The sequence below is a fragment of the Corynebacterium axilliensis genome (assembly GCF_046097495.1).
Classification (GTDB): domain Bacteria; phylum Actinomycetota; class Actinomycetes; order Mycobacteriales; family Mycobacteriaceae; genus Corynebacterium.
Genome location: NZ_CP175768.1, coordinates 1,719,777 through 1,743,933 on the forward strand (window position 1 = coordinate 1,719,777; position 24,157 = coordinate 1,743,933).

General features: G+C 66.3%; 26 protein-coding genes. 14 read left to right on the forward strand and 12 right to left on the reverse strand.

Features of this window, described 5'->3' with window-relative positions; translation table 11 throughout:
* Window positions 1–2 precede the first annotated feature (2 nt).
* On the forward strand, window positions 3–350 hold the full coding sequence (locus ACKFR8_RS08225) for a metallopeptidase family protein (RefSeq protein ID WP_306508162.1): 348 nt from the start codon (window positions 3–5) through the stop codon (window positions 348–350).
* Between the two features lie 33 nt (window positions 351–383).
* Here ACKFR8_RS08225 and ACKFR8_RS08230 read toward each other — a convergent pair whose 3' ends face one another.
* Together ACKFR8_RS08230 and pheA are read right to left on the reverse strand one after the other, a co-directional pair.
* On the reverse strand, window positions 384–1,031 hold the full coding sequence (locus ACKFR8_RS08230; protein ID WP_408929738.1) for a histidine phosphatase family protein: 648 nt from the start codon (window positions 1,029–1,031) through the stop codon (window positions 384–386).
* Between the two features lie 10 nt (window positions 1,032–1,041).
* Complete coding sequence (pheA, locus tag ACKFR8_RS08235) at window positions 1,042–1,950, reverse strand: prephenate dehydratase (RefSeq protein WP_408929739.1); 909 nt, start codon at window positions 1,948–1,950, stop codon at window positions 1,042–1,044.
* Window positions 1,951–1,983: 33 nt separating this feature from the next.
* On the opposite strand from pheA, the gene ACKFR8_RS08240 reads away from it, so the two are divergent.
* The 3 genes from ACKFR8_RS08240 (at window position 1,984) to ACKFR8_RS08250 (ending at window position 5,284) form a co-directional block, all read left to right on the forward strand.
* Window positions 1,984–3,129 carry an amidase gene (locus ACKFR8_RS08240; protein WP_408929740.1) on the forward strand — a complete coding sequence of 382 codons (1,146 nt, stop codon included), beginning with the start codon at window positions 1,984–1,986 and terminating at the stop codon, window positions 3,127–3,129.
* Complete coding sequence (locus tag ACKFR8_RS08245) at window positions 3,126–3,827, forward strand: CPBP family intramembrane glutamic endopeptidase (RefSeq protein WP_408929741.1); 702 nt, start codon at window positions 3,126–3,128, stop codon at window positions 3,825–3,827. The genes ACKFR8_RS08240 and ACKFR8_RS08245 overlap by 4 nt, the downstream gene beginning before the upstream one ends.
* 80 nt (window positions 3,828–3,907) lie before the next feature.
* Complete coding sequence (locus ACKFR8_RS08250; RefSeq protein WP_408929742.1) at window positions 3,908–5,284, forward strand: LCP family protein; 1,377 nt, start codon at window positions 3,908–3,910, stop codon at window positions 5,282–5,284.
* Window positions 5,285–5,412: 128 nt separating this feature from the next.
* On the opposite strand, the gene ACKFR8_RS08255 is transcribed toward ACKFR8_RS08250, so the two are convergent.
* From ACKFR8_RS08255 to ACKFR8_RS08265, 3 genes are read right to left on the reverse strand one after another with little or no spacing between them, the layout of a single operon-like run.
* The gene (locus ACKFR8_RS08255) at window positions 5,413–6,342 is read right to left on the reverse strand and encodes a DUF5926 family protein (protein ID WP_408929743.1); all 930 of its coding nucleotides are present in this window, start codon (window positions 6,340–6,342) and stop codon (window positions 5,413–5,415) included.
* A 21-nt stretch (window positions 6,343–6,363) separates the two neighbouring features.
* Window positions 6,364–7,068, reverse strand: a complete 705-nt coding sequence (locus tag ACKFR8_RS08260; protein ID WP_408929744.1) for a glycerophosphodiester phosphodiesterase — start codon at window positions 7,066–7,068, stop codon at window positions 6,364–6,366.
* Window positions 7,068–8,015 carry an L-lactate dehydrogenase gene (locus ACKFR8_RS08265; RefSeq protein ID WP_296133837.1) on the reverse strand — a complete coding sequence of 316 codons (948 nt, stop codon included), beginning with the start codon at window positions 8,013–8,015 and terminating at the stop codon, window positions 7,068–7,070. The genes ACKFR8_RS08260 and ACKFR8_RS08265 overlap by 1 nt, the downstream gene beginning before the upstream one ends.
* A 130-nt stretch (window positions 8,016–8,145) precedes the next feature.
* Between ACKFR8_RS08265 and ACKFR8_RS08270 the strand changes: the two genes are divergently transcribed.
* Window positions 8,146–9,987: an alpha/beta-hydrolase family protein gene (locus ACKFR8_RS08270; protein ID WP_408929745.1), complete on the forward strand. Its 1,842-nt coding sequence runs from the start codon at window positions 8,146–8,148 to the stop codon at window positions 9,985–9,987.
* Here ACKFR8_RS08270 and msrA read toward each other — a convergent pair.
* Window positions 9,984–10,634: a peptide-methionine (S)-S-oxide reductase MsrA gene (msrA, locus tag ACKFR8_RS08275; protein WP_296133832.1), complete on the reverse strand. Its 651-nt coding sequence runs from the start codon at window positions 10,632–10,634 to the stop codon at window positions 9,984–9,986. The two genes, ACKFR8_RS08270 and msrA, sit on opposite strands and share 4 nt — an antisense overlap.
* Before the next feature lie 196 nt (window positions 10,635–10,830).
* Here msrA and ACKFR8_RS08280 point away from each other — a divergent pair, with 196 nt between their 5' ends.
* The 4 genes from ACKFR8_RS08280 (at window position 10,831) to ACKFR8_RS08295 (ending at window position 14,579) form a co-directional block, all read left to right on the forward strand.
* On the forward strand, window positions 10,831–11,433 hold the full coding sequence (locus ACKFR8_RS08280) for a superoxide dismutase (protein WP_408929746.1): 603 nt from the start codon (window positions 10,831–10,833) through the stop codon (window positions 11,431–11,433).
* 236 nt (window positions 11,434–11,669) lie between these two features.
* Window positions 11,670–13,376, forward strand: a complete 1,707-nt coding sequence (locus ACKFR8_RS08285) for a carbon starvation CstA family protein (protein ID WP_408929747.1) — start codon at window positions 11,670–11,672, stop codon at window positions 13,374–13,376.
* A complete protein-coding gene (locus tag ACKFR8_RS08290; protein WP_408929748.1) occupies window positions 13,366–13,623 on the forward strand; it encodes a cory-CC-star protein in 258 nt (85 codons plus the stop codon). Before ACKFR8_RS08285 ends, ACKFR8_RS08290 begins: the two co-directional genes overlap by 11 nt.
* Window positions 13,614–14,579 (forward strand): ArsA family ATPase, encoded by a 966-nt coding sequence (locus tag ACKFR8_RS08295; RefSeq protein ID WP_408929749.1) that lies wholly within the window; start codon window positions 13,614–13,616, stop codon window positions 14,577–14,579. The genes ACKFR8_RS08290 and ACKFR8_RS08295 overlap by 10 nt, the downstream gene beginning before the upstream one ends.
* Here ACKFR8_RS08295 and ACKFR8_RS08300 read toward each other — a convergent pair.
* Complete coding sequence (locus ACKFR8_RS08300; RefSeq protein WP_408929750.1) at window positions 14,527–15,417, reverse strand: LysR family transcriptional regulator; 891 nt, start codon at window positions 15,415–15,417, stop codon at window positions 14,527–14,529. The genes ACKFR8_RS08295 and ACKFR8_RS08300 overlap by 53 nt on opposite strands.
* Window positions 15,418–15,487: 70 nt before the next feature.
* Here ACKFR8_RS08300 and ACKFR8_RS08305 point away from each other — a divergent pair, with 70 nt between their 5' ends.
* Window positions 15,488–16,639 carry an MFS transporter gene (locus ACKFR8_RS08305; protein WP_306508223.1) on the forward strand — a complete coding sequence of 384 codons (1,152 nt, stop codon included), beginning with the start codon at window positions 15,488–15,490 and terminating at the stop codon, window positions 16,637–16,639.
* 11 nt (window positions 16,640–16,650) lie between these two features.
* Window positions 16,651–17,940, forward strand: coding sequence for a copper oxidase (locus ACKFR8_RS08310; protein ID WP_408929751.1), 1,290 nt, complete (start codon window positions 16,651–16,653; stop codon window positions 17,938–17,940).
* Window positions 17,941–17,996: 56 nt separating this feature from the next.
* Here the strand turns inward: ACKFR8_RS08310 and ACKFR8_RS08315 are convergent, their stop codons facing one another.
* Window positions 17,997–19,433, reverse strand: coding sequence for a TM0106 family RecB-like putative nuclease (locus tag ACKFR8_RS08315; protein WP_408929752.1), 1,437 nt, complete (start codon window positions 19,431–19,433; stop codon window positions 17,997–17,999).
* Between the two features lie 75 nt (window positions 19,434–19,508).
* Here ACKFR8_RS08315 and ACKFR8_RS08320 point away from each other — a divergent pair, with 75 nt between their 5' ends.
* Window positions 19,509–20,141 carry a DUF6474 family protein gene (locus tag ACKFR8_RS08320; RefSeq protein ID WP_408929753.1) on the forward strand — a complete coding sequence of 211 codons (633 nt, stop codon included), beginning with the start codon at window positions 19,509–19,511 and terminating at the stop codon, window positions 20,139–20,141.
* 338 nt (window positions 20,142–20,479) lie between these two features.
* Entirely contained in the window at window positions 20,480–20,797 is a 318-nt protein-coding gene (locus ACKFR8_RS08325; RefSeq protein WP_408929754.1) for a histone-like nucleoid-structuring protein Lsr2, read from the forward strand.
* Here ACKFR8_RS08325 and ACKFR8_RS08330 read toward each other — a convergent pair.
* Together ACKFR8_RS08330 and ACKFR8_RS08335 are read right to left on the reverse strand one after the other, a co-directional pair.
* Window positions 20,794–21,432 (reverse strand): response regulator, encoded by a 639-nt coding sequence (locus tag ACKFR8_RS08330; protein WP_296134735.1) that lies wholly within the window; start codon window positions 21,430–21,432, stop codon window positions 20,794–20,796. The two genes, ACKFR8_RS08325 and ACKFR8_RS08330, sit on opposite strands and share 4 nt — an antisense overlap.
* Before the next feature lie 36 nt (window positions 21,433–21,468).
* Complete coding sequence (locus ACKFR8_RS08335; RefSeq protein WP_408929755.1) at window positions 21,469–22,641, reverse strand: sensor histidine kinase; 1,173 nt, start codon at window positions 22,639–22,641, stop codon at window positions 21,469–21,471.
* Here ACKFR8_RS08335 and ACKFR8_RS08340 point away from each other — a divergent pair.
* A complete protein-coding gene (locus ACKFR8_RS08340) occupies window positions 22,640–23,224 on the forward strand; it encodes a DUF2020 domain-containing protein (RefSeq protein WP_408929756.1) in 585 nt (194 codons plus the stop codon). The genes ACKFR8_RS08335 and ACKFR8_RS08340 overlap by 2 nt on opposite strands.
* A 15-nt stretch (window positions 23,225–23,239) precedes the next feature.
* On the opposite strand, the gene ACKFR8_RS08345 is transcribed toward ACKFR8_RS08340, so the two are convergent.
* Complete coding sequence (locus ACKFR8_RS08345; protein ID WP_296134729.1) at window positions 23,240–23,392, reverse strand: hypothetical protein; 153 nt, start codon at window positions 23,390–23,392, stop codon at window positions 23,240–23,242.
* Window positions 23,392–24,153 (reverse strand): class E sortase, encoded by a 762-nt coding sequence (locus ACKFR8_RS08350; RefSeq protein ID WP_408929757.1) that lies wholly within the window; start codon window positions 24,151–24,153, stop codon window positions 23,392–23,394. The genes ACKFR8_RS08345 and ACKFR8_RS08350 overlap by 1 nt, the downstream gene beginning before the upstream one ends.
* Between the last annotated feature and the right edge of the window lie 4 nt (window positions 24,154–24,157).

Genomic DNA, 24,157 nt, shown 5'->3' on the forward strand with positions numbered 1-24,157 from the left:
CCATGTACGAGGTCAGCGAAGAGCGCTTCGAGGAGCTGGTGGGCGAAGCCCTGGATAAGATCCCGGACAAGTTTGTCCAGCGCATGCGCAACGTCGTCATCCTGGTGGAGGAGGAACACCCGGACAACCCCAACCTGCTGGGGCTCTACGAGGGAGTCATGCTCACCCACCGCACCGCCACGCACACGGGCTTCCTGCCGGATACCATCTCCATCTACCGCCGGCCGCTGCAGTCCATCAGCAACTCGGAAGAACAGCTGGCTCACGAGGTTATGGTGACGGTCTTCCACGAGGTGGGCCACTACTTTGGCTTCGAGGAGGACCGCCTCCACGAGCTGGGCTGGGGGTAGGTGCCCCGAGGCACCTACCGCGACCATCACGGATTAGACGTCGGTATCGGCCCAGCGCTTAAGCGTCCACTGGCCGAAGGGCTTGCCCTGCGGCTCCATGACGGTAAAGCGGCAGTTGGGCATGTAGCCGGAGTAGGCAAAGTCCGGGTCCACGCCGCACGCGTGGGTGGTGACCACGCGGATGGCCGCACCGTGGCTGACGACGACGACATCCTCGTCCTCCCCCAGCTCCGCCGCGATATCCTCCAGCACCGGCTGGTAGCGCTCCAGCACGTCCGCGTAGCTCTCGCCGCCAGGCATGCGGGCCTCCGGGTCGCCGTCGACCCAGCCGCGCAGCGCCACCATGTACTCGCGGTGGGTGTCTTCGCTGCCGCTCATCTCGTGCTCGCCAGCGAAAACCTCGTGCAGGCCCACGCGGACCTCCACGGGCACGTCGCGCTCATCTGCGGACTCAGCGTAGGCCCGGGTGGCCAGCATCGCCGTCTGCTGGGCGCGCAGGGCAATGGAGCACACGAAGCGCACGCGGCGGCCCGCGCTAAACTCCGCCAGCTCGCGGCCGACGTCTTCCGCTTGCCTGCGGCCGCGCTCGGTGAGCTCGGCTCCCGGCGGGCGGGTGTCCATGATGCGGTCAATGTTGGAGTAGGTCTGGCCGTGGCGCAGCAGGATGATTCTTCCGGTCATGCTGCCCAGACTATTGGCCGCTGCGCGCCCGCGCTACCCACTCGTCGGCCTGCTGCAGGCGGGCCAGATCCAGCTGAGTGTTAGGCGTGGCCGCCGCAGAAGGCCAGGAGCCGACGAAGACGACCTCCTCCGCGCGCAGCCACAGCGCCCGCAGTGCCTCAGCCACGGGCTGGTCGTCGATGTGCCCGATGAGATCTGCGTGGAAGCGGTAGGTGCCAAAGGCGGTGCGCAGCGGCCGGGACTCGATGCGGGTGAGGTCCACCCCGCGGTGCGCGAATTCCTGCAGGGCGCCCACGAGCGAGCCCGGCTCGTTGGGCAGGGTGAAGATGACGGAGGTGCGGTCGTGGCCGGTGCGCGCGGTGGGCTGTCCGGCCGGGCCGACGAGCACGAAGCGGGTGGTAGCCCCGTCCACGTCGGCGATATTCTCCGCCAACGTCTGCAGTTCAAAGACCTCCCCGGCGCGGGCCGGGGCCGCCGCCGCATCCACCTCGCCGCGGGCCACGGCCTGCGCGGCCGCGCCATTCGACGCCGCCGGGACGAACTCCACCCCGGGGAGGTTCTCCTCCAGCCAGCCGCGGACCTGCTGGTACGCCACCGGGTGGGTGGAGAAGGTCTGAATGTCCTGCACGGCCGTCCCGCGGGTCAGGATGGAGAAGGACACCGGCAGGTCCACCTCGCGGTAGATCTGGACCGGTACGCCTTCGGCCAGCGCATCGAAGGTGGCCGTGACCGGCCCGTCCACAGAGTTCTCGATGGCCACGCAGGCATAGTCGGCCTCCCCAGAGCGCACCGTGGCTAGCGCCTTCTGCGGCGAGCCGACGGGCAGGGGCGTGGTCTCCCCTAGGTCTGCAGCAAAGCGCTGCATCGCCGCCTCCGTGAACGTTCCGGCGGGGCCAAGAAATGCGACGGTGGTGCTCATGCAGGCAACCTTAGCCCACTAGACTGGGCCGGCATGGACGCTAAAGAGTTCAGCGTGGAGCAGCTGCGCGAGGATCTCGCGGGCTTGGGGCCTGAGGAGCACGGTTTTACCTACCTCGATCTGGAGCGCCGCCCGCAGCGCCATGAGCGTCTGAGCGGGTGGGTTCTCTCCGCCAAGGATCTCAATGACGTCGCCGGTATGCCCACCACTCACGGCCACGCCGAGCGCACGTATGTGGCCGCGGAGACGGATCCGTTCGTGCAGGAGCTTATCGACGCCGGAGCGCTCATCATCGGCAAATCCTCCGCCCCCGAGCTGGGCCTGCGCGTCGATACGGAGCCGGTGGGCCTGCCCCACCCGGATAACCCGCTCTACCCGGGGCACACGCCGGGCGGTTCCTCGGGCGGTGCGGCCGTGCAGGTGGCCCGCGGGCTGCTGCGCGCGGCGCACGCCTCCGACGGCGGCGGCTCCATCCGCGTTCCGGCGGCTGCCTGCGGTGTCGTGGGCTTCAAGCCCGCCGGCGAGGACCTCTCCGTGCCCGGGTTTATCACCCGCTCCGTGGCAGATGCCGCCACGCTACACGGCCTTACTCCCCGCACCCCGCGCGCCCGGGTTGGCGTGCTCACCGAGCCGCTGTTTGCTGAGGCCACCGTAGCGCCACACCTGCTCAACGCCGTGCGCGAGGCCACTGCGCGGCTGGAGGGCGCTGGCTTCGAGACCGTCGCGCTATCACCCTATCCGCAGGCGACTCAAACTTTCGAGGCCTTTCAGCACATCTTTACCCGCCGGCTGGCGGGGCTCGAGTCCGCCGCCGGCTACACGGAGTGGATTCGCGCCCGGGGCCGCCGCGTGAGCGATGCCCAGCTAGCTGCTGCGCGGGCCCACGCCGCCGCCCTGCCGGCGCTGCTGGCTGAGTTCTGGCAGGTGGACGCCATCCTCACGCCCATGCTGGCCTTCGATCCGCCCAGGCGCGGGCACTTTGTGGCGCTGGCACACCAGGAGAACTTTGACGAACAGACCCGCTGGTCGCCGTGGGGTTCGCTCTTCAACGTGGCGCAGTTGCCGGCGATCTCGGTGCCGTGGCCGGTGCCCCACCACCCGCCGGTGGGCGTCCACTTAGGCTCCGTCACGCTGGAGGAGTCCGCCCTCCTCGGGCTCGCGCAGGTGTTGCACCCATGACCGCATCACGCTCCCGCCTGCGCGCGGAAATCCTCATTGTCCTCACCATCACCTTCGGCATGTCGGGCGTGCGCGCGCTGCTGCGGCTGGTCGATTCCCTCCTCAACCCCGCCCCACTCAACGAGCAGTCCGTCACGCTCAACGCTTCGCAGTCTGCGACGACGTTGCTCGACCTCGCCTTTCAGCTGTGCAGCGCCGCGGTGCTGTTCGCCTGGGGCGCGCTCGTGCTCTACCTGACCTCGCTGCCGCCACGGGCGCGCTGGCGCGATGGTCTCCACGGCGCGGCACTCGCCGCGGTCATCGGGCTGCCGGGCCTGGCGCTGTACTACACCGCCCTGCACTTCGGCTGGACCAAGGAGGTGATTCCGGCCGCCTTCGACACGTGGATTGAGGTGCCGGTGCTCCTGCTCAAGTCCTTCGCCAACGCCTGGGCGGAGGAGCTCGTCGTGGTCTATTGGTTCATCACCCGGCTCAAGCAAACCGGGTGGGGGCTGCCCGCGGTACTCGCGGCCTCCTGCCTCCTGCGCGGTTCCTACCACCTGTACCAGGGGGTGTCGGCGGGGTTCGGCAACATCCTCATGGGCCTGCTCTATGGCTGGTACTTCCACCGGACCGGGAAGGTGTGGCCGCTGGTTATCGCGCACTTTCTTATCGACGCCATCGCTTTCGTCGGCTACGCCGCCATCGATGGCGCCTAGCCCGTGGCCGGGCCGCGGTGTGGCACGCCCGCTCCTTGTGAAAGCTGGGACGCAAGTGATTTCGCGGTACAGTGTTCCCCATGACTTATCAAGGACGCGATCCAGAGCGCGAGACGCGACGCGCCGGCGGAGCCCACGGCGATTCCCGTCGCGCGGGCTCGGCCGAGTCGTTCGATCCCAAGGATTACGTCCTGGGAGCGGACGGTCAGCCCTTGCGCGACCGCTACGGCCGGCCCGTGCGCCGCCGCCCCGCGTCCCCCGGTGCCGCGCAGGCCCGCCCGTCCGGCACAGCACGGCGCAGCCCCTCCCGGCCGGAGGAAACGCGCTTCGACGTCAACGCCTACATGGCGCAGCACTCGCCACAGCAGCGGCCTGCCCCGCGCCAGACCTACCGCTCCTCCGATAGCGACTACGCCGCGCAGCAGCGCTACCCGCGCCGCCCGGCCGAGGCGGCCGCCCCCGCTGCCCCGCCCCGCAGCTACAACCCAGAGGACCCCTCCCGCACGCAGCGCGGGCGCACAAGCGCACGGCCACATCGCCGACGCAAAAAGGTCAACCCGTTCAAGCAGGTGTTCGGCTGCGCCGGCTGGCTGGCCATTATCGCGCTCGTCTTCACCCTCGTGTTCACCTTCTGGACCGACTCGCGCCTAACCCGCATCGAAGCGCTTCCGGACGAACAGGTCCCCGGCACCTCCGGCACCAACTGGCTGCTGGTGGGCTCCGATTCCCGCCAGGGGCTGACTGAAGAGCAGCAGGCGGAGCTCGGCACCGGCGGTGACGTCGGCGTGGGCCGCACGGACACCATCATGCTCCTGCACATCCCCTCCTCCGGCAAGGCCAAGCTGGTGTCCATCCCGCGCGATAGCTACGTCGATGTGCCCGGTTTCGGCATGGATAAGATCAACGCCGCCTTCACCTACGGCGGCCCCCAGCTACTCGCCGAAACCGTGGAGCAGTCCACCGGGCTGCACATCGACCACTACGCGGAGATCGGTATGGGCGGCCTAGCCAACGTGGTCGATTCCGTCGGCGGCGTAGATATCTGCGTCAAGGAGCCCATCAACGATCCGCTGGCCGGCATCGATCTGCAGGCGGGCTGCCAGAAGCTGCGCGGCCCCGACGCCCTGGGCTACGTGCGCACCCGCGCCACCGCGATGGGTGACCTGGACCGTGTGCAGCGCCAGCGCGAGTTCTTCGCGGCCCTGCTGGACAAGACCACTTCTCCGTCCACCATCGCCAACCCCTTCAAGGCAATCTCCCTGGTCAACCACACCGCCAGCTCCTTCACCGTGGGCGAAAAGGACCACGTGTGGCACCTGGCCCGGGTGGCGTTGTCCATGGCCTCGGGCGTGGAGACGGAGACCGTTCCCATCGGCGGTTTCGAAGACACCGTGGTGGGCAACGTGGTGCTCTGGGACGACGCCGGTGCGCAAGAGTTGTGGGATTCGATGCGCTAAGGCGTGGCCTAAGGCGTCGACTGCCCATCTCGATCATTGAAGGCTCCAAAACCGCTGGGTTTCGGAGCCTTACGTGATCACCATGATCACTAGGTGCCTTCGCGGGTAGTGCGAAGGTACCGGTGAGACTAGCGCAGGGTCACCTGACGGGACTTGATGTTCTGCAGCTGCTTGCGCTCGTCGGCGTTGAGGTTAGCGTCGTTGGAGATCTCCTCCTCGAGAGCCTTGTTCACGCGAGAGAGCTCGGCCTCGTAAGAGTCGTGCGCGACCTCTGGCTGCAGGTCAAAGACCGGGGCGATGAGGCCGTGGGTGCGGAAGACACCAGCGAACTTGGTGTCCTCACCCAGGTTGAGCTCGCCGCGGGCGGCCACGCGGGCCAGGGCGTTGAGGAAGGCGTTCTCGTCATCGCACGGGCGCACCCAGCGGATGTGGGCCTTGCCGCCGCCGGCGTTAGCCCAGAACGCGGTGCCGACGAAGCCCTCTGCCTCCTGGCCCACCTGGTGGGACTCGATGACGGAATCGTTGGCACGCTGCATAGCATTGGCCATGTGCGGCGGCACCTGCGCGCCCTCCGGTATCCACCAGGAGAAGTCCTGGTAGACGTTGACCTCGAGCTCCGCGGATTCATCGAGAAGCTCGGTGAGCTCCGGCTGGGAGCCGTCCGCCGCGGTGGACTCCAGGCTGGAGCCCGGCGCGTTGTTCTTCACCCAGTTGAGAGCGAAGGCCAGGTCACGGCCTGGGTTGTGGGTGTGGGACTGCACCTGCAGGCCCACGTAGGCGTCGCCGCCGGACTGCTCGTCACGGATGAGCGCAGCGGAAGCGCCCGGGAGCACGGTGGCAACGTAGACGTCCTTGTCAAAGCCCTTAAGGGAGAGCTTTGCCGTCGCGGACGGCACGAATTCCTGCAGGGCGACGAGGGTAGCTTCAGCGGCGAGACCACCGTAGGGGCGGGCATCCTTTTCCAAAGCGGCGCGCTCGGCGGCGCGGGCAGCGAGCTTAGCCTGACGGCGGGACATGCCCTCCGGCAGCTGTTCGTTGTTCTTTTTCTTCTTGGCCATACCCAACAACTTACCCGGTTGCTACAGCTCGATGGCGTGTAGGGCCACTTCCGGTTGGTTGGTCGCCAGAATGTCAACCCCGTTGGCCCACGCCCACTTCATGTCCTCCGGCTTGTCAATAGTCCACATGTACGTGGGCACGCCATGCGCGCCGATAGCGCCGGGCTGGAGCTTGCCGCGCAAAATAGACATGCCCAGACCCGTGGGCTGAGATAACAGGACATCGGAGCGGTTGACGTGGCGCTCCCAATCGCGGCGCAAGTAGATGCGGTCCATGTGCGACGCCAGCGCCGTCACGCGGCGGATGGCGCGGTGGGAAAAGGAAATCATGTGGATCCGGGGATCGTCGATAAGCCCCGCGTAGCGCAAGCGCAGCACCATCTGCTCCTCCAGGATGTCGCCCTGCCCTGAGGGGTGCTTGGTCTCAACGTAGAGGTGGTGCTGGGTGTCCTGGAGCATCTCCAGCAATTCGTCGAAAAGCAGCATGCGCTGGCCGCCGCCGATATCCAGCCGCCGCAGCTCCTCCCAGGTCTTCCGGGACACACGCCCGGAGCCGTTGGTGGTGCGGTCCACCGTTGGATCGTGGTGGACCACGACCTTGCCGTCGCTGCTCAGGCGAATGTCACACTCCACGCCGTGGATGGGCAGCGCGAGTGCTTTTTCAAATGCAATAGGGGATAGCTCCGGAAACTTCCCGGAATATCCCCTGTGGGCGACAATCTTCACTAGCCGAAGATTTCTTCCTTAATCTGGTTCAGCGTCTCGTAGGACTTGTCGAAGCGCTCCTGCTCGTGTTCGTTGAGCTCGAGCTCAATGACGCGGTGAACGCCAGAGCGCTCAACGATGGCAGGGGTGCCCATGTAGACATCTTCCTTGCCGTACTCGCCCTGCAGGTAGGCGGAGACCGGAAGGGCGACAGCCTGGTTCTGAATGACCGCGCGGGTAATGCGGGCCAAGGCCATGCCGATGCCGTAGGAGGTGGAACCCTTGGCGTCGATGATGGTGTAGGCGGCGTCACGGGTCTCTTCGAAGATCTTCTCGATGCGCTCGTTGTAGCCCGGATCCTTCTCGGAGCGGCGAGCCAGGGAGACACCAGCGATGTTGGCGGAGGAGACGACCGGCAGCTCGGAGTCACCGTGTTCACCGATGATGTAGGCGTGGACGGAGGTCGGAGCCACGTCATCCATCTCAGAGAGCATGTAGCGGTAGCGAGCGGAGTCCAGGACGGTGCCGGAACCGATGACGCGCTCGTGCGGGAGGCCGGAAGCCTTCCACACAGCGTAGGTGAGCAGGTCAACCGGGTTGGAAGCAACCAGGAAGATGCCGTCGAAGCCGTTCTTCATGACATCGCCGACGATGGAGTTCATGATACTGACGTTCTTGTCTACGAGCTGCAGGCGGGTCTCGCCCGGCTTCTGCGCAGCACCAGCGCAGATGACGACCATGGAGGCGTCCTTGCAGTCTTCGTAGGAGCCCTTGGTCACGCGGGTGCGGGACGGGGCCCAGACAACACCATGGTTGAGGTCCATGACGTTGCCCTCGAGCTTCTTCTCGTCGATGTCGATGATGGCCAGGTGGTCAACGGTGCCCTGGTTGACCAGAGCGTATGCGTAGGCGATTCCGACATCGCCAGCGCCGATGAGTACTACTTTGTTTCCAACATGATTTCCCATGGCTCCTATTGTGCCCCCAATGTCCGAATTTTGCTCGGTTTGCGCCCGAACTCACAGGTTCGGTAGTCCGATCTCACATTCCCGATGCCCGATCAAACACCTTCTGCGCGCGCTTACTAAAGCTGGTTCAATGGCCCCCATGCGCCCCCTCGTCCGCAGAATCGCTATGAAGTCCGCCCAAAAGGCGCTTCACGCTGCAATTTTCGGTTTGGAGCTGGTCAGCGATCTTACTCCCGGTATGCGCATGACGGGTAGGAGACGTTTGCCACAGAACATGTGGCCCGGCCTCTTCGGCGCGGAGATTGCCATGTGGGCGGCGGTCTCTCCGTCGCTGTTGCCGCGCCCATGGTGGGTCACCGCCGCCAACGTGGCCATCGGCCAAGGCGCGGGGCACCTGGCCGCAACCACAGCGGCGTTTGCCGCGAAGCAGGCGCTGCGCTTGGCCGGGCACCGCCCACAGGACCACGTCGGCCCCACCGCCCGGCGCTACTCCTATTACGTACTGGGCGTGGGCACCTTCATCGTGGGCCTGTGCTCGCTGCGCAACCAAACCACGCAGGCACGGCTGGTGGGCAAGCTCAACGACCGTGGCCCGCAGTCCGCAGCGCTGGGCGCGGTGGTGGGCACCGCCGGCTACGGCGTGCTGCTCATCCTCGGCGAGGCCACCCAGCTCGCCGTCACCCAGCTGTCCTACCAGGTGCAACGGTGGCTGCCGCGCTGGGTTGCTTGGCCACTGGCCGGCGGCGCGGTGGGTTACGCCGCCGCCGTGGTCAGCGACCGCATGGTGTGGCGCCGCATGGTGCACGAGGCCTCCATCAAGGGGCTGGCGCTCAACAAGCTGGTCTATCCCGGTTCCTCCATGCCGTGGGAGCCGGAGCGCTCCGGCAGCCCATGGTCCCACGAGCCGTGGACGGCGGTGGGTTCCCAGGGGCGCGCCTTCTTGGACCGTGGCCCGCGCGCCCACGACATCAAGGAGGTCATGCACTTCGAGCGGGCACACGAGCCGATCCGCATCTACATCGGCCTCATCCGTGGCCGCGGCCCGCAGGCGGCCGCCCGCCAGGCGGTAGCGGAAATGGAGCGCACCGGTGCCTTCCACCGCGACACCATCGTGCTGCAGCTGCCCTCGGGCTCCGGCTGGGTCAACAACTACTCCGTGAGCGGCTATGAGTTCCTCACCCGCGGCAACTGCGCCACGGTGGTCGTGCAGTTCGACTACCTGCCCTCCATGTTCTCCTACTTGGTGGACAAGGATCTTTCTCGCACTTACGCGGCAGCCCTCATGTCCGCGGTCCATGACCACTTGGAGCTCCTCCCGGAGGATAACCGCCCCAAGCTCTACCTCAGCGGTGAGTCCTTGGGCTGCTACGCCATCGTGGAGAACTTCGACACGGTGGATGAGCTCCTCGCCGCGTGCGATGGCGCGGTGTTTACCGGGCCGCCGCGCATGACCAGCTTCATGCGCCGCCTCCACCGCGAGCGCGGCTCCCTGGAACGCCTGCCGCTTATCGACGGCGGACGCCACCTCCGCTTCGCCGCCGTCCCCGAGCACATGGAGCACGACGCCTTCGGCGAGCCCTACGGCCCGTGGCAGCGCCCGCGCGTGGCGGTGGGCCAGCACGCTTCCGACGCCATCGTGTGGTGGGACAGCAAGCTCATCTACGTCCGGCCCAATTGGATCCACGAGCCCACCCCGCCCCCGCTGCACGCCGATACCTTCGAGCACCTTCGCTGGTATCCCTTCATTACCTACTGGCAGGTGGCGTTGGACCAGATCAACTCCCTCAACGTGCCCGGCGGCCACGGTCACAACTACTTTGAGGAAACCTTCTGGTACTGGGATTCCGTGCTCGGCTCCCAGACGCGCACGCAGCTCACCCCGGAGCTAGCGGACCGCATGCGAGACTTCGTAGCCCGCGATCAGCTCAACAAGCCCTCCGACTTCCGCACGCAGGTGCGCAAGCAGCTCTAGCCGCACTTGATACCGGTGCTGTGGTGCGGGCAGTAGCCGTTGGGGACCTTGTGCAGGTACTGCTGATGCTCGTCTTCGGCCAGGTAGTACTCGCCTGCATCCGTCTCGCTGAGGAGGGTGACTTCGGTGGTGGTGGCACCAAAGCCGGCGGCGACTAGCTTGGCGGCGTACGAGTCCACCAGGTCCTGAATCTCCGCGCGTTCCTCCTCCGTCTCCGGATAGAACGCGGACCTGTACTGTGTGCCCACGTCGTTGCCCTGGCGGAAGCCCTGGGTGGGGTCGTGCGCCTCCAGGGCGGCGACCACGAGCTCGCGCAGGCTCACGCGCTGCGGGTCATAGGTGATCTGAACGGTCTCCGCGTGGTTGGTCATACCGCGGCAGACCTCAAAATAGGTGGGGTTCGGGGTGGTGCCGCCGGCGTAACCCACGGAGGTGGACTCCACACCCTCGGTCTCCCAATACATCTTCTCCGCGCCCCAGAAGCAGCCGATGGCCACGAGCAGGGACTTCTGCCCGTCCTTCCACGGGCCGGTAATGGGCGTGCCCAGCACCGCATGCGGCTGCGGGGTGGCCAGGATGGGCTCGTCGCGGCCGGGAAGCGCTTCTTCCGCGCTCACGAGCGCGGGCTCCGGTGTGTAGAGGAACATGCGTAGATTCTCCTTTACTTATCGTTGCCTCCCTCTTATACTCCCCCGGCCTGGCACCGAGCCAGCTTTTTGTTCACGGTCACGCCGCCATGCACGCTGCCGCACTCACCTCGGACAAAAATGACAAAAATATTGTGGCCAAATTCTCAATCTGCTCCTACCATGGGCCGCGAACCCAATAGAAAGGATGTCAACAATGGCTGTTTACGAACTTCCGGAACTCGACTACGCATACGGCGCGCTGGAGCCGCACATCTCCGCTGAGATCATGGAGCTGCACCACTCCAAGCACCACGCTGGCTACGTTGCTGGCGCTAACGCTGCGCTCGAGGCTCTGGAGGAGCAGCGCAACGGCGAGGCTAACGCTGACACCATCCGCGCGCTCACCAAGAACCTGGCGTTCAACCTGGGTGGTCACACCAACCACTCCATTTTCTGGAAGAACCTGTCCCCGAACGGTGGCGGCGAGCCCACCGGCGAGCTGGCAGAGGCTATTAACCGCGACTTCGGTTCCTTTGAGAAGTTCAAGGCTCACTTCTCCGCTGTTGCTACCGGCCTGCAGGGCTCCGGTTGGGCAGTTCTGGGCTACGACCACGTTGCTGGCCGCCTGGTTATTGAGCAGCTCACCGATCAGCAGGGCAACATCTCCGTGAACTTCACCCCGCTGCTCATGCTGGATATGTGGGAGCACGCTTTCTACCTGCAGTACAAGAACGTTAAGGCTGACTACGTCAAGGCCGTCTGGAACGTCTTCAACTGGGACGACGTTGCAGAGCGTTACGCTGCTGCCACCAAGTAAGGCTACTGCTTAGGCTTACTCACACCGCGCCGAGAGACCTCTCTTCTGAAGGTTTCTCGGCGCGGTTACTCGTTTTTGGGCAGAACCATTGTGGGCAGAGCCAAAGGAGTGCCGGCCAAGGAATAAGAAATTAACCCATCTTCGCACCGCTTGCTATGACATAATTCACAACACCTGCACATGGGGCAACGAATCACTTCTTAGCTGTTGCCCACAACTCTCTACAGGTGGTTGCCTTGAACTCACTCGTCCTCACGTTTATCGGAGTCGCCATGATGCTGGCGGGCTACCTCGTCTACTCCCGCTTCCTCGCCTCGAAGGTCTACCGCCTCTCGGAGGGCTTCTCCACGCCCGCCCACACCATGGAGGATGGCGTGGACTACGTGCCCACTAACAAGTACGTGCTGTGGGGCCACCACTTCACCTCGGTGGCGGGTGCAGCCCCCATCATCGGCCCGGCCGTCGCGGTGATCTGGGGCTGGCTGCCGGCCTTCCTCTGGGTCACGCTGGGCACCGTGTTCTTCGCCGGCATGCATGACCTGGGCGCGCTGTGGGCTTCCCAGCGCCACCGCGGGCAGTCCATCGGCACCCTGTCCGGGCGTTACATCGGCGCCCGCGGCCGCGCGCTCTTCCTCGTGGTCATCTTCCTGCTGCTCCTCATGGTCAACGCTGCCTTCGCCGTGGTGATTTCCAACCTGCTCATCTCCACGCCGTCCGCCGTCATCCCGACGTGGGGCGCCATCTTTGTGGCTCTGCTCATTGGCCAGGCCATCTACCGCTTCCGCTGGAACCTCACCGTGGTGTCCATCGTGGGCGTGGCCGCGCTCTACGGCCTGATGATCCTGGGGGACCGCGTGCCGCTGGCCCTGCCGGAGACCGTCCTGGGTATCCCGGACCGCGGCGTGTGGATCATCCTGCTCTCCGTCTACGCCTTCATCACCTCCCTCCTGCCGGTCTGGGTCCTGCTGCAGCCGCGCGACTACACCAACGGCCTCCAGCTCTTTGTGGGACTGGCCATCCTGTACGGCTCCTTCCTGGTCACCCGCCCGGAGGTCGTCGCCCCGGCCCTCTCGGACCATGTTCCGGATCAGACCCCGGGCATCTTCCCGCTGCTCTTCGTCACTTTTGCCTGCGGCGCCATCTCCGGATTCCACGGCGTGGTCAGCTCAGGTACGTCCTCCAAGCAGCTGGATAAGGAGACCGACGCCCGCTTTGTCGGCTACTTCGGCGCGGTGGGAGAGGGCCTGCTGGCGCTGGGTACCATCATCGCCACCACCTCCGGCTTTAAGACCGCCGCCGACTGGGAGACCGTCTATAACGAGTGGAACGCCGGCGGCGTCGAGGCCTTTGTCCAGGGCGGCGGCAGCCTCATGAACGAGGGCCTGGGGGTTCCCACCTCCCTGTCCGCCACCATCCTGGCCACCATGGCGGTGCTGTTCGCCGCCACCACGATGGACTCCGGAGTGCGCCTGCAGCGCATGGTGGTCTCGGAGGCCGCGGAGCTCATGGGCATCAAGCTCAGCGGGCTCGTGTCCACCATCATCGCCGTCGGCTGCGCCTTGGGTCTGACCTTCTCCACGGGTGTCGACGGCTCCGGCGGCATGCTCATCTGGCCGCTGTTCGGTACCACCAACCAGCTCATGGCCGGCCTGACGCTGGCCATCGTGGTGGTCATCCTCACCCAGCTGCGCCGCCCAACGTGGCCGGTACTCATCCCGCTCGTCTTCGTCACCGCCATGTCCCTGTGGGCAGCCGTCCTGCAGCTCAAGACCCTCCTCAGCGCGGGCAACTGGCTGCTTTTGGTCATCGACGCGGTCATTATCGTCGCGGCCATCTGGGTTATCGGTGAGGCCATCGCCGCCATCGGGCGTGCCCGCAAGGCCCCGCAGGTCACGTGGAAGGACGAGGACATCGAGCCGCCCATGCCCGCCCATGTGGGATAGGCTGCGGGCCCTCGGGCGCGGGCTGGATGAGTTTTACACCGCGCCCTACCGCCGAACCTTCGCCAAGGCTCAGCAGGAGGAGGACGATCTCTTTATGCTGCTCGTTATGTCGGAGGCCCTGGGCGTGCCGAACCCGGCTAGCTACTACACGCTGGAGCTCCTCCCGCTTGTCTACGAGGACGTCCACGCCTGGCACACGCGTATGGGCCTGGAGCGCTCACCACTGGACGGAATGTCATGCTGCTGACCCCCATCATCTTCTTCGGCGGCAAGGGCGGGGTGGGCAAGACCACCCTGGCCACCGCGACCGCGCTGCGCCTGGCCCGGACCGGCAAGCGCGTGCTGCTGGTGTCCACAGACCTGGCCCACAACCTGGGCCACATCTGGAACACCCAGCTTTCCGACGTCCCCACGGCCGTCCACGACCACCTCGACGTCATCGAGATCGACCCGGCGCGCGCGACCAACGACCACCTGCGTGACGTCGGCACGCACATGCGTCGCTTCATGCCGGAGCGGCTGCACCGCGAGGTGGACCGCCACCTGGAGCTGGCGCGGAACTCGCCGGGCACGCACGAGGCGGCGATGCTGGAGCGCATCGCGCAGCTGGTGGAGCACCGCGCGGACTACGCCCACATCGTCTTCGATACCGCACCGTCCGGGCACACCTCGCGGCTGATGGCGCTGCCGGAGATTATGGCCGCCTACACCGATGGTTTGCTGGCCCGCCGCGAAAAATCGGATAAGTTTGGCGCGGCACTGCGCGGGGTAACCTCGGCGGAGAAGTCCGTATCCGCAGCGACGCTGAGCCCCGTGGAGCGCCGGAACCAGGAGATTCGCTCCACGCTGCTCCAGCGCCGCCACCGCTTCGAGCACCTGCGGACAGCGCTGACCAGTGCTTCGACCACGTCCTTCTTCCTCGTGCTCACCGCCGACCGCACCCCGGTGCTGGAGACCACGGAATTCTGCGCAGACCTTCAGGCCAACGGTGTGCACGTGGGCGGCGTGCTGGTCAACCGCCGCACGCCCGTCAGTCAGGACGGGTTCCTGGCGCAGCGGCACGCCGCCGAGGACGAGGCGCTCGCACTCCTGGCGCAGAAACTACCCGGCCAGTCTGTAGTGGAGGTCCCCTGGCTGCCCTACGAGGTGTCTACTCCGCAGGCCCTGGAGGCGCTGGCTGAGTGCTTACCACAAAGTTCTTAAAGCGCTCCACCGGCGGGGCGTCGTCGCCCACCCGCCACACCAGGCCCAGCTCGCGGTAGGCGGCGGGCTCCAGCGGGATGAGGCTACCCACGTGCAGGTACGGATCATCCAGCGGCAGCAGCGCGCAGCCCAGGCCCGCGGCCACCAGTCCCGCCACGGTGGTAAGCTCCATCGACTCGAAGACCAGGCGGGGGCTGAAGCCGGCGTGGGCCGAGAGGTCGTCGAGAAGCATGCGCGTGCCGTAGCCGGGCAGCATGCCGATGAAGGCCTCCTCCGCAAAGTCCGCGAGGCGCACGCTGTCCCGGCCGGCGGCCCAGTGGCCCTCCGGCACCGCTAGGCCCAGGCGCTGCAGTTTGAGCTGGTGCCAGCCCACCTCCGCGTCCGTCACCGGGCGCGGGCCCACCAGCGCCAGATCGGAGTCCCCGGCCAGCACGCGGCTGACCAGCTCGCGCGCCGCTCCCTGGTGCAGCCGGATATCCACGTGCGGGTGCTTGGCACGGTAAGCCTTGAGCAGCTCCGGCACCATCCACGTGCCCAGGGAGTGCATGAAGTCCAGGCGGACGGTGCCGCGCTCCGGATCCATGAGCCGGGCCACCGCGTCCCGCGCTGCAGTCTCGGCGCTGAGCATCCGGCGGGCATGCTCGACGAAGGCCACGCCCCGGGAGTTGAGCCGCAGCCGCCGGCCGCTGCGCTCGAAGAGGCTGGCCCCCACCTCGGTCTCCACGCGCTGGATGCGTCGGCTCAGCGCGGGCTGGGAGAGCCCGAGGGCGTCGGCAGCCGCGCCCACCAGGCCGTGCTCGGCCACGGCAACGACCCCACGCACGTCTTCGACGTTCATACACACCTCGCATGGTTTTTGTTATTTCTGCACATTTTACACATAACTGCGGGGAGGCCATCCTGGATGCATGACACGAACCCGGCGCGCTACCATCGCCATGCTTTTCGTGGGCCTGGCCATCTTCTCCTGCCTCTACCCCACCCAGGCCATGCTGCCCACCCTGGTCGCGGAGATGGGGATGTCCTCCACCGAGGCCGCCCTGACCATCTCCGCCGCCACGGGCGCGCTCGCCCTGTGCGTCATCCCAGTCTCCATCGTCTCCGAACGCATCGGACGTGGAAAGCTCCTGCTTATCTCCACCATCGCCGCTACGCTCATCGGCATGCTAGTACCGCTGGCTCCCACCCCGGAGGTCCTCATCGCCACCCGCGCGCTGCAGGGCGCTGTCATCGCCGGCGCGCCGGCGACGGCCATGGCGTGGATTTCGGAGGAACTCGAGTCCGACTATGTCGCCCGCGCCATGGGCCTTTACATTGCCGGCACCACCATCGGCGGGCTCACCGGGCGGCTTATCCCCACCGGGCTGCTTGAGCTCACCTCCTGGCGGTGGGCCCTATTCGGCTCCAGCCTAGTCACGCTCATCCTGGCCATCCTGGCCTCCCTCCTGCTGCCCTACCAGCAGAACTTCACGCCTAAGGAAATCCATTTCCGCTCGGAGCTTTCCGCCATCTTCCGCCACGCCCGCGACCCGCGCCTGATACCGCTGTTCATCGTGGCCTTCGTGGCCATGGGCACCTTCGTGTCCCTCTATAATTTCTTGGGCTTTCGGCTCATCCACCACTTTCACCTCGCGCCCGGCCTGGCGGGCCTAGTCTTCCTCTTCTACCTCACCGGCACGTGGTCCTCGGCGCGGGCGGGCCGCCTGGTCTCCCAGCTGGGCCACGCCACCACTCTGCTGCTGTCCTGCGCGCTCTTCGCCATGGGCATCGCCCTGTGCGCTGGGCCGCTAGTGTGCGTGCTGCTGGGCATCGTGCTGCTCACCATCGGGTTCTTCGCCGCACACTCCACGGCCTCCGGCTGGGTGGGGCACATCGCTACCTACGACCGCGCGGAGGCCTCCAGCCTCTACGTTTTCTTCTATTACCTGGGAAGCTCCATCCTGGGTGCGCTGGCGGGCATGCTTTTCGACCTCCTCCCCTGGTCCGGCTTCATCGCCTTCTACACCGTCTTGTGTGTGGGCATCACGGGCCTGAGTTGGGCCGTGAGAAAAAACGGATAAACTCGGGTTTTATGGATAAGTGGTCGCCGCGCACATGGCATAGGAAGGCATCCCGCCCCGTTACCGTCTGGATGATGGTGTTCCTCGTAGCCGGTGCCACCCACACCCTGATCCCCAACTACCGCTGGGTGCTCATCCACCTCTTCACCCTGGGCATCCTCACCAACAGCATCCTGGTGTGGTCGCAGTACCTCACCGAGAAGTTCGTGCAGCAGCGCCTGCCGGAATCCGCCCGCCCCCGGCAGCTCGCCCGCATCTACCTGCTCAACGCGGGCGTCATCCTGGTCCTCCTGGGCCAGCTGCTCATTCAGGCGTGGGCGCAGCACTGGATTCTCACGCAGGTGGGCGCCACCCTCGTGGCCGCCACCGTGGCCTGGCACGGCGCCGTCTTGTTCGGGCAGTGGCGCCACGCAGAGTCGAAGCGCTTCCGCCCCGTCGTGGCCGCCTACGTGGCCGCGGCCTTCTTCCTGGCCGTGGGTGCTGTCCTAGGCGCCCTGTTGGCGGTGCATCCCGGCCAGCCGCGCCTGCTCATCGCGCACGTGGCCGCCAACGTCGGCGGCTTCGTGGGCCTCGCGGCGGCGGGCTCGCTCACCATTTTGTTCCCCTCCATCTGGCGAACCAAGGGCATCAACCCGCACATGCGCCTCAGCTTCGCCCTGCTGGGCCTGGGCGTCATCGGCGCCCTCGTCGGAGCAGCCTGGAACGTGCCCCAGGCAGGGCTCATCCTGTACTGCGCGGGGTGGGTGCTCAGCCTGCACGGCTGGATGAGCAACGCACTCACGGTCCTCCGCGAACCCCGCGGGCGCATCACCTACCCGGCGCTGTCCGTGCTGTGCTCCGCATTCTGGCTAGTCGGCGCCCTGACCTACTACGCGGTGCAGCACTTCTTTAACGCCGAGCCAAGGATCCCCATGCTGGCCCTGGTCATCGGCTTCGCGGCGCAGCTGCTCACCGGCGTGATGGCCTACCTGTTGCCCTCCACCATGGGCGGCGGTCCCGCAGCCGTGCGGGCTGGCCTGCGCGAGTTCAACCGCTGGGGCCTGGGGCGCGCCGTATTCATCAACGGCGGTCTGGGGCTGTGGCTCGCCACGTCGAACTCACTGGTCATGGAGGCCGCCTCCCTTCTGTGCATCGGTTCGATGGCGGTGCTGCCCGTCCTCATCGTCCGCGGGGTCAAGGCGCAGAAGGCGGTGCTGCAGAAGAAGGCGCAGGGCCCTGCCCCGGTAACCACCACCGACTGGGATCAGGCGTGGGTGGCCCTCGCCGTGCTCATCATTCTCGGCGGGCTCGGCCTGCTCTAGCTGGGAGTTTCGGGTTCCAGGTCTGGGGATCTAGAAGGTAGGGACCGGGATAGGGCCTAGGGCTCCAGCGGCGGCACACCCGGCGCGCCGGCGGACATCCATTCCCGCACGACCTGCGTGGCATGCACGTCGCCCGCGTTGTAGCGCAGAATCTTCGCCCGGGCAGTAGCGTCCCCGGCCACGGCGGCGCGGCGCGCGTTGACGGACTCCTCTCCATCGAAGTCCTCGGGCCACTCAAACCCCGCCACCGGAGCCACGGTCTTCAGGCCCAGTCCAGTGGTCCCCGCGAAGCTGCGCTTCACGTGGGCGAACAGGTCCACCCACTCCGCAGAGGAGATGAAGCTTTCCACCTCTGCCAGGTCCGGGTAGCGGAAGCGCGTGGCGGACCTGCGCATCCAGTGGTTCTCCCCGTGTGCGGAGTAGCAATAGGCGGCAAAGGTCTTGCCCGCAGCATGGGCCTGCGCGCGCACGTCCATGAGCCACCGCCAGAACTCAGCGAAGTTCTCCGCCTCGGCACGCCCGCCCAGCGGATCCCACGTCACGAAGGGGATGTATTCCCCGTTCAGGCGCGCGCCCCACAGGTAGGCGCCCTGGTCCATGTAGGCCTCCATGTCCACGTCGACCTCCACGTCCGCGCGGGGAACCGACATCGCCCCGCGGCGCAGCAGCGGGATGCCCTCGCGCCACGCCGCAGCGAGGGTGGAGGGGGCGCCCAGGGAGGCGTCGATAAGCGCCTGCACCGTGGTGATCCCCCGTTCCCGGTAGGGACGGGCCCGGTCCCCCGGCAGGAACAACGAGATGTCATCGCGGGCCTTCAGCTCCTCTTCGCACAGGGTCCAGAAGCGGCAGGAGGCACACTCCTTCACCCGGCGCGGGCCCGCCGGAAGCGGCTGGGCCAGGGCGGCATCGACGGCAAACCGGGAGGTATCCGTGACGAAGGCCTGGGTGCGGTCCTGCCCAATCGCGGCACCCCGCCCGGAGTTCAGGCTCGCCTCCGCCAATCCCCGGGCGGCCAGCGCTAGGCGGTAGCCGTCCACGGCGTGGTGCCGAATCTTGTACTTCGCCGGCAGGGGCTCGCTCAGACCTAAGCGGTGGGTCGGCACCACCGGGGTGCGGGCGTGCTCGTGCGGGCGGGCCACGCGGTGATCGGAGACGATGACGGGGCTGTAGTTATCGCCGTCGCGGACGAGGAGCTCCACCCGGACCATCCACTCACTGGTGGACAAGACCGCGTTGGTGATGTGGGTATAGCCGTAGGCCAGGGCCTCCAGCGTGGCCATGGCCCGCTCAAAGTCGGTGCCCTCGAGGTCAATCCGGCGGAAGCGGCCGGGGCCGGTACGGGGCACGAGCGCCAGGGCAGCCTCGATCGCCGCCGCGTGGCGCTCGGCGCGGGCTTGGCTGACGGAGGTCCGCGGAATCTCCGGATGCGCGCGGCGCTGCACCAAGCGGTAGCGGCAGCCCACGAGGTCCGTGGCGACGAGCACATCCTTCACACCAGGTGAGCTTAGTAGACCACCTTGCTAGAGTTGTAGCGAGACCCTAACGATAGATAACTAAAGGACGATTCCATGAGCATCCTGAAGAAGATCCGCAAGGCCCGCCGTGAGGCCCGCGCCGAGATCAAGGCCGCCAAGACGCGCGCAAAGGCCGAGGTCAAGGCCGCGGATAAGGCGAAGCACCGCCAGCAGAAGCTGCTGGCTAAGCAGGAGAAGGCACTCATCAAGTCCGAGGAGAAGGGCCTGAAGAAGCGCCGCAAGCACGAGTACAAGATGGCCCAGAAGGAACTTGAGCGCATCAAGGAAGGCCGTTTTAACAAGAACAACGTGAAGCGCTACGCCGGCGCCCTGCGCACCGCCGCCCCGCTGCTTCTGCCGCTGATCTACCGCGGCATCACCGCCGCGCAGCGCGAGATGGAGAAGAAGCGCGCCCAGAAGGCAGGCGTTACGGCCGACCAGCTAGCGTCCTTCTCCGGCCACGGTGCCCCGCTCAAGGCCCGCACCGCCGGCATCCGCAACTCCCTCAAGGAGGCCAACGTCCCAGTCGGATTCAAGCGCGACGTGAAGGAGCGCCTCAACGAGCTGGACTCCGCCATCGACAACGCCGAGTACATGACGGACCAGCAGCGCCAGCGCACCCACCGCTCCATTTCCGGCGAGATTGATTCCATCAACGCCGAAATCCAGGCCAAGCTGCAGGCCTAATCCCCCGCTAGCCTCTAGGCGCCGCGCCCTTTCGGGTGGCGGCGCCTGTGCCGTATTAGGGGCTATCTTTTCGGGCCACTTGTGTGACAACATTCGTTCTGCACGGCCTATTAATTCGTGAAATACCTACCCTGGGTTAAAGATTGGGTTAAAGCCGCGAATTCTATTGTTTATCCATATACAAAAATCAGAATTATGGGTTATAGTCGGTTGCTGAGGGGAGCACTTTTTAAACGTTTCCCTTAAACAAAATATCACTATATTCCTGCCTGCTTCCCCAGCGCACAGCGCCGTAAGAAGGCCGCATTGGGGAGGCCGCAGCACTAACGAAGGACACTATGGCGCGCCGTGAAGTAACCCAGTTCTTTGATGATCTTGATAACAGCCCGCTCACGGAAGAGCAGCTCACCGTAATCCGTTTTAGCGTGGACGGGAAAGAGTATCTCTTGGACGTTTCCAAGGAGAATGCCGAGAAATTCCACGCGGCAATGGACCCCTTTATTAAGGCCGCCCACCGCCCGGCAAAGAAGGAAACTCGCCCGTATAAGCCGGCCGATGTCCGCGCCTGGGCCGCCGCCCACGGCTACGAGGTGGCTGAGCGCGGCAAGATCCCCACCAGCGTCATCACGGCCTACCGCGAGGCCAACAAGATCTAGAGCACGCCCTGCTCGCGGGCGGCCGCCACGGCGGAGGTGCGGGAACGCACCCCCAGCTTGTCGTAGATGTGCACGAGGTGGGACTTCACGGTGGCCTCAGAAAGCATGAGCTCCACGCCGATCTCGCGGTTCGACGAGCCCGCCGCCACCAGCTTGAGCACCTCCAGCTCACGCGGCGTCAGGGAGGTACGCGGGGTGCGCACGCGCGTCATCAAACGGTCCGCTACCACGGGGGAGAGCGCCGAGTCACCCTCGGCGGCCGAGCGCACGGCGGCGACGAGCTCCGTCGGTGGGGCGTCCTTGAGCAGGTAGCCCACGGCACCCGCCTCGATAGCGCCGAGGATGTCCGCGTCGGTGTCGTAGTTGGTCACCACGAGCACCTTGGGCGGATTGGTCATGGCGCGGCGGATGGCGGCGGTGGCCTCCGCGCCGTTCATCACGCGCGTGCCTTCAATGCCCGCGCCAAAGCGCAGGTCCATGAGGAGAACGTCGATACCGCCTGCCTGCGCTGCGGAGACGGCCGCTTCAGCGGTAGCCACCTCGCCCACGACCTCGATGTCCTCGGCGCCCTCCAGCACGGAGCGCAGCCCCAGGCGGACGATCTCGTGGTCATCAGCAAGCAAGACCCTAATCACGGGCTTCCTCCTCCTCGGTACAGTGTGGACAAAATCCTAATCTACATCGTTATCTAAGGGCACACTAACTGAGACCGCCGCGCCCACGCCCGGGGTGGACTCGATAACCACCTCGCCGCCGAGCTCCTCCGCGCGCCGGCGCATAGCCGCTAGCCCAATGTGCCCGAGGCCGGCGGGCCTGCCTTCGACCGCCGCGACGTCGAAGCCCTGCCCGTTATCGACCACGTCCACCCGCACCTCGTCCGGCGCGTACGTCACCGTCACGCGGGCCTTGCTGGCGTGGGCATGCTTGACGACGTTTCCCACGGCCCCCTGCGCAATACGCAGCAACGCGGCCTCGACCTTCATGGGCAGCTGCTGCGCGTCCCCCTCCACGTCCACGCTGACGTCGACGCCGCCCGTGGCCGAGAAGTTCTCCGCCATGCGCCCCATGGCCGCGCCCAGCGACGTTTCCGACAAGGCCGCCGGCTGCAGCGCCGCGATCATCGCGCGGGCCTCGTGCAAGTTATCGGCCGCCGTGCGCCGCGCCAGCTCGATGCGCTCCTGCGCCTTGGGGATATCCTCCCCAGCGAGATCCCGGTCGGCGGCATGCAGCAGCATCTGGATGGAGGACAGCCCCTGGGCCAGGGTGTCGTGGATTTCGTGCGCGATGCGCTGGCGCTCCGCGGTCATGCCGGCCTCGCGCTCGGATTCCACCAGCTGCTCGCGCGTTTCCACGAGCTCCTGGTTCATCCGGCTCAGTGCTTTAAAGGCGTAGGTAATAGCGATGGTCACCAGCGCGGAGACCGCCGGCCCCATGATGCCGCCGAACGTCAGCCCGCCCGGTATCTGGACCACCACGGACACCACCGTGGCCACCACCACGCTCACGATGCCGGGCACAAGGTCCAGCACGTAGAGGTAGACAAAGAAGAGGGAGAAGACCAAGTAAATGGCTGCGGGCGCGACGGCCATGTCCGCCAGCCACAGCACCGTGAGGATGCCCAGCCACCCGTACCGGGCCACCTTGGGCAGCGCTTCCAGGGATGCCGACCCGCCGAAGTAGACCACGGCGAAGGCGACGAGCAGCAGAAGGTTGAGCACCCCCTGCCACAGCGGCAGGCGCACGGTGGTAAAAATCGCCACGACCAGCAGCGTGGCGGTGAGAATGTGAATACCGTTGCGCAACGCGTCCGAATCTACCGAGCGCTGGTCTAGTGTGGACGTCATGCGCCACAGCCTACTTCTTAGCCTCTCTGCCTGCCTGACCGGGATCGGTCTCGCGGCCGCCGGGTGTTCCGGTGAGCCCACCGATACCGCGCAGGACTCCGCCGCACCCTCCGCCCCGTCTGCGGAGGTCACTAGCGCTGCAGACGCCCCGGCCGGCGACGGCCTGCCGGTCGACGCCACCCCGGATCTCGCCACCGTCACCGACGAAGAGTGCCCCTACCTCGACAGCCAGTGGGTCGCGGACACCAACGGCCAGCGCATGACCCGCGTGGCCGTCGACCACCGCTTTGCCACCCCGGCCTGTGTGTTCTGGTCCTACCCGGAAGCTCCCCAAGCCTCCGTGATGGTGCGGGAGATGCCCAGCGTCGAGGAAGCCCGGGCGGTCGTGGACCACGCTGCGCCTGTCGACGACACCGAGATCGCCGAGTTTGAGGACTGGACCGGCGGGCGCGGTGTACTAGGGGAAGAAGCCGTCTTCGCCGTGCAGAAGGACACACATGCGGTGGTGGTGCGCTCGAACCAGCTCCAGACGCTCAAGCCACAGCTCATTGCCCAGGAGGCTATTTCCCGGCTGGGCCTCTAGCGCCTGCCGGGCTGTCTAGACGGCGACGTCGTTATACGGCATCACGGTCGATACCCACGGGAACACAACCTCCATGAGCAGGAAGAACACGGCCACGGCGAGCGCCACCGCCAGCAGCGCCTTGACCGCCGTCGGGCCGGGCAACAAATTCCACAGTGCGCGATACATTAGTTCTCCTCCAAGACTGCTGGGCGTTGCCCGTTCGTACTCTGCTTATCCTGCCGGTCAGTTTCCATGGCGTGAATGATCATGCGCTCCGCATTGGAAAACTGGGGGTGACAGGTGGTGAGGGTGAGCAAGCCCTCGCTGGGCTCTACCCCTGCCTCGGGCTCAATGCCCGGGATAGGGGCGAGCACTGAGACGTCGCCAGGCAGCGTGATGTGCCGCCCCACAACCTGCTGATATTCCTGCTTCGCGCGCTGCTCCGGGGAGAAGCAGGTGCCCTCGGCGCCGTCGATAGGCAGCACGCGGTAGGTGATCCACTCCGTGGCGGTTTCAATGACGACGGCGTCGCACGTAGCCAGGTTGCCCAGATCATTAAACGGCGCGCCCTTGCCCACGCGGTGACCCGCCACGGCGAAGTTGCCCGGCTCGCCCGGCATCTGCGTCTCGGTGTAGCGGCCCGGCCCGCGCAGCAGGTCGTCCTCGTTGGTGCCCTCCAGGACCGCGAAGGCAAAGTCAGAGCCGAAAGCCGGAACGTAGAGGCGGGCAAAGGCCTCACCCAGCTGCGGGGCGTGGCCCTGACCGCGCGGGTTGTGCCACTCCTCCTCGAGTGCCTCGTTCGCCTCCTCCTGCAGGTGGCCGGACTCAATATTGGTCCAGTAGGACTCATAGAAGGCAAAGAGCAGCAGGACGACGCCGACGGTGAGCATGAGCTCACCGAGCACAGTGGTGACAAGGCGCGACTTTTGCGCAGCGGGCTGTGGCATGACC

Excerpts from the sequence above, each read along its gene's own strand:
- ACKFR8_RS08270 (WP_408929745.1), top strand. The coding sequence starts at position 8,146 with ATGGCCCCCATGCGCCCCCTCGTCCGCAGAATCGCTATGAAGTCCGCC.
- ACKFR8_RS08340 (WP_408929756.1), top strand. The coding sequence starts at position 22,640 with ATGCGCCACAGCCTACTTCTTAGCCTCTCTGCCTGCCTGACCGGGATC.
- ACKFR8_RS08350 (WP_408929757.1), bottom strand. The coding sequence starts at position 24,153 with ATGCCACAGCCCGCTGCGCAAAAGTCGCGCCTTGTCACCACTGTGCTC.
- pheA (WP_408929739.1), bottom strand. The coding sequence starts at position 1,950 with ATGAGCACCACCGTCGCATTTCTTGGCCCCGCCGGAACGTTCACGGAG.
- ACKFR8_RS08265 (WP_296133837.1), bottom strand. The coding sequence starts at position 8,015 with ATGGGAAATCATGTTGGAAACAAAGTAGTACTCATCGGCGCTGGCGAT.
- ACKFR8_RS08310 (WP_408929751.1), top strand. The coding sequence starts at position 16,651 with ATGGATAAGTGGTCGCCGCGCACATGGCATAGGAAGGCATCCCGCCCC.
- ACKFR8_RS08225 (WP_306508162.1), top strand. The coding sequence starts at position 3 with ATGTACGAGGTCAGCGAAGAGCGCTTCGAGGAGCTGGTGGGCGAAGCC.
- ACKFR8_RS08290 (WP_408929748.1), top strand. The coding sequence starts at position 13,366 with ATGTGGGATAGGCTGCGGGCCCTCGGGCGCGGGCTGGATGAGTTTTAC.
- ACKFR8_RS08325 (WP_408929754.1), top strand. The coding sequence starts at position 20,480 with ATGGCGCGCCGTGAAGTAACCCAGTTCTTTGATGATCTTGATAACAGC.
- msrA (WP_296133832.1), bottom strand. The coding sequence starts at position 10,634 with ATGTTCCTCTACACACCGGAGCCCGCGCTCGTGAGCGCGGAAGAAGCG.
- ACKFR8_RS08295 (WP_408929749.1), top strand. The coding sequence starts at position 13,614 with ATGCTGCTGACCCCCATCATCTTCTTCGGCGGCAAGGGCGGGGTGGGC.
- ACKFR8_RS08255 (WP_408929743.1), bottom strand. The coding sequence starts at position 6,342 with ATGGCCAAGAAGAAAAAGAACAACGAACAGCTGCCGGAGGGCATGTCC.
- ACKFR8_RS08245 (WP_408929741.1), top strand. The coding sequence starts at position 3,126 with ATGACCGCATCACGCTCCCGCCTGCGCGCGGAAATCCTCATTGTCCTC.
- ACKFR8_RS08280 (WP_408929746.1), top strand. The coding sequence starts at position 10,831 with ATGGCTGTTTACGAACTTCCGGAACTCGACTACGCATACGGCGCGCTG.
- ACKFR8_RS08335 (WP_408929755.1), bottom strand. The coding sequence starts at position 22,641 with ATGACGTCCACACTAGACCAGCGCTCGGTAGATTCGGACGCGTTGCGC.
- ACKFR8_RS08300 (WP_408929750.1), bottom strand. The coding sequence starts at position 15,417 with ATGAACGTCGAAGACGTGCGTGGGGTCGTTGCCGTGGCCGAGCACGGC.
- ACKFR8_RS08240 (WP_408929740.1), top strand. The coding sequence starts at position 1,984 with ATGGACGCTAAAGAGTTCAGCGTGGAGCAGCTGCGCGAGGATCTCGCG.
- ACKFR8_RS08345 (WP_296134729.1), bottom strand. The coding sequence starts at position 23,392 with ATGTATCGCGCACTGTGGAATTTGTTGCCCGGCCCGACGGCGGTCAAG.
- ACKFR8_RS08230 (WP_408929738.1), bottom strand. The coding sequence starts at position 1,031 with ATGACCGGAAGAATCATCCTGCTGCGCCACGGCCAGACCTACTCCAAC.
- ACKFR8_RS08320 (WP_408929753.1), top strand. The coding sequence starts at position 19,509 with ATGAGCATCCTGAAGAAGATCCGCAAGGCCCGCCGTGAGGCCCGCGCC.
- ACKFR8_RS08305 (WP_306508223.1), top strand. The coding sequence starts at position 15,488 with ATGACACGAACCCGGCGCGCTACCATCGCCATGCTTTTCGTGGGCCTG.
- ACKFR8_RS08250 (WP_408929742.1), top strand. The coding sequence starts at position 3,908 with ATGACTTATCAAGGACGCGATCCAGAGCGCGAGACGCGACGCGCCGGC.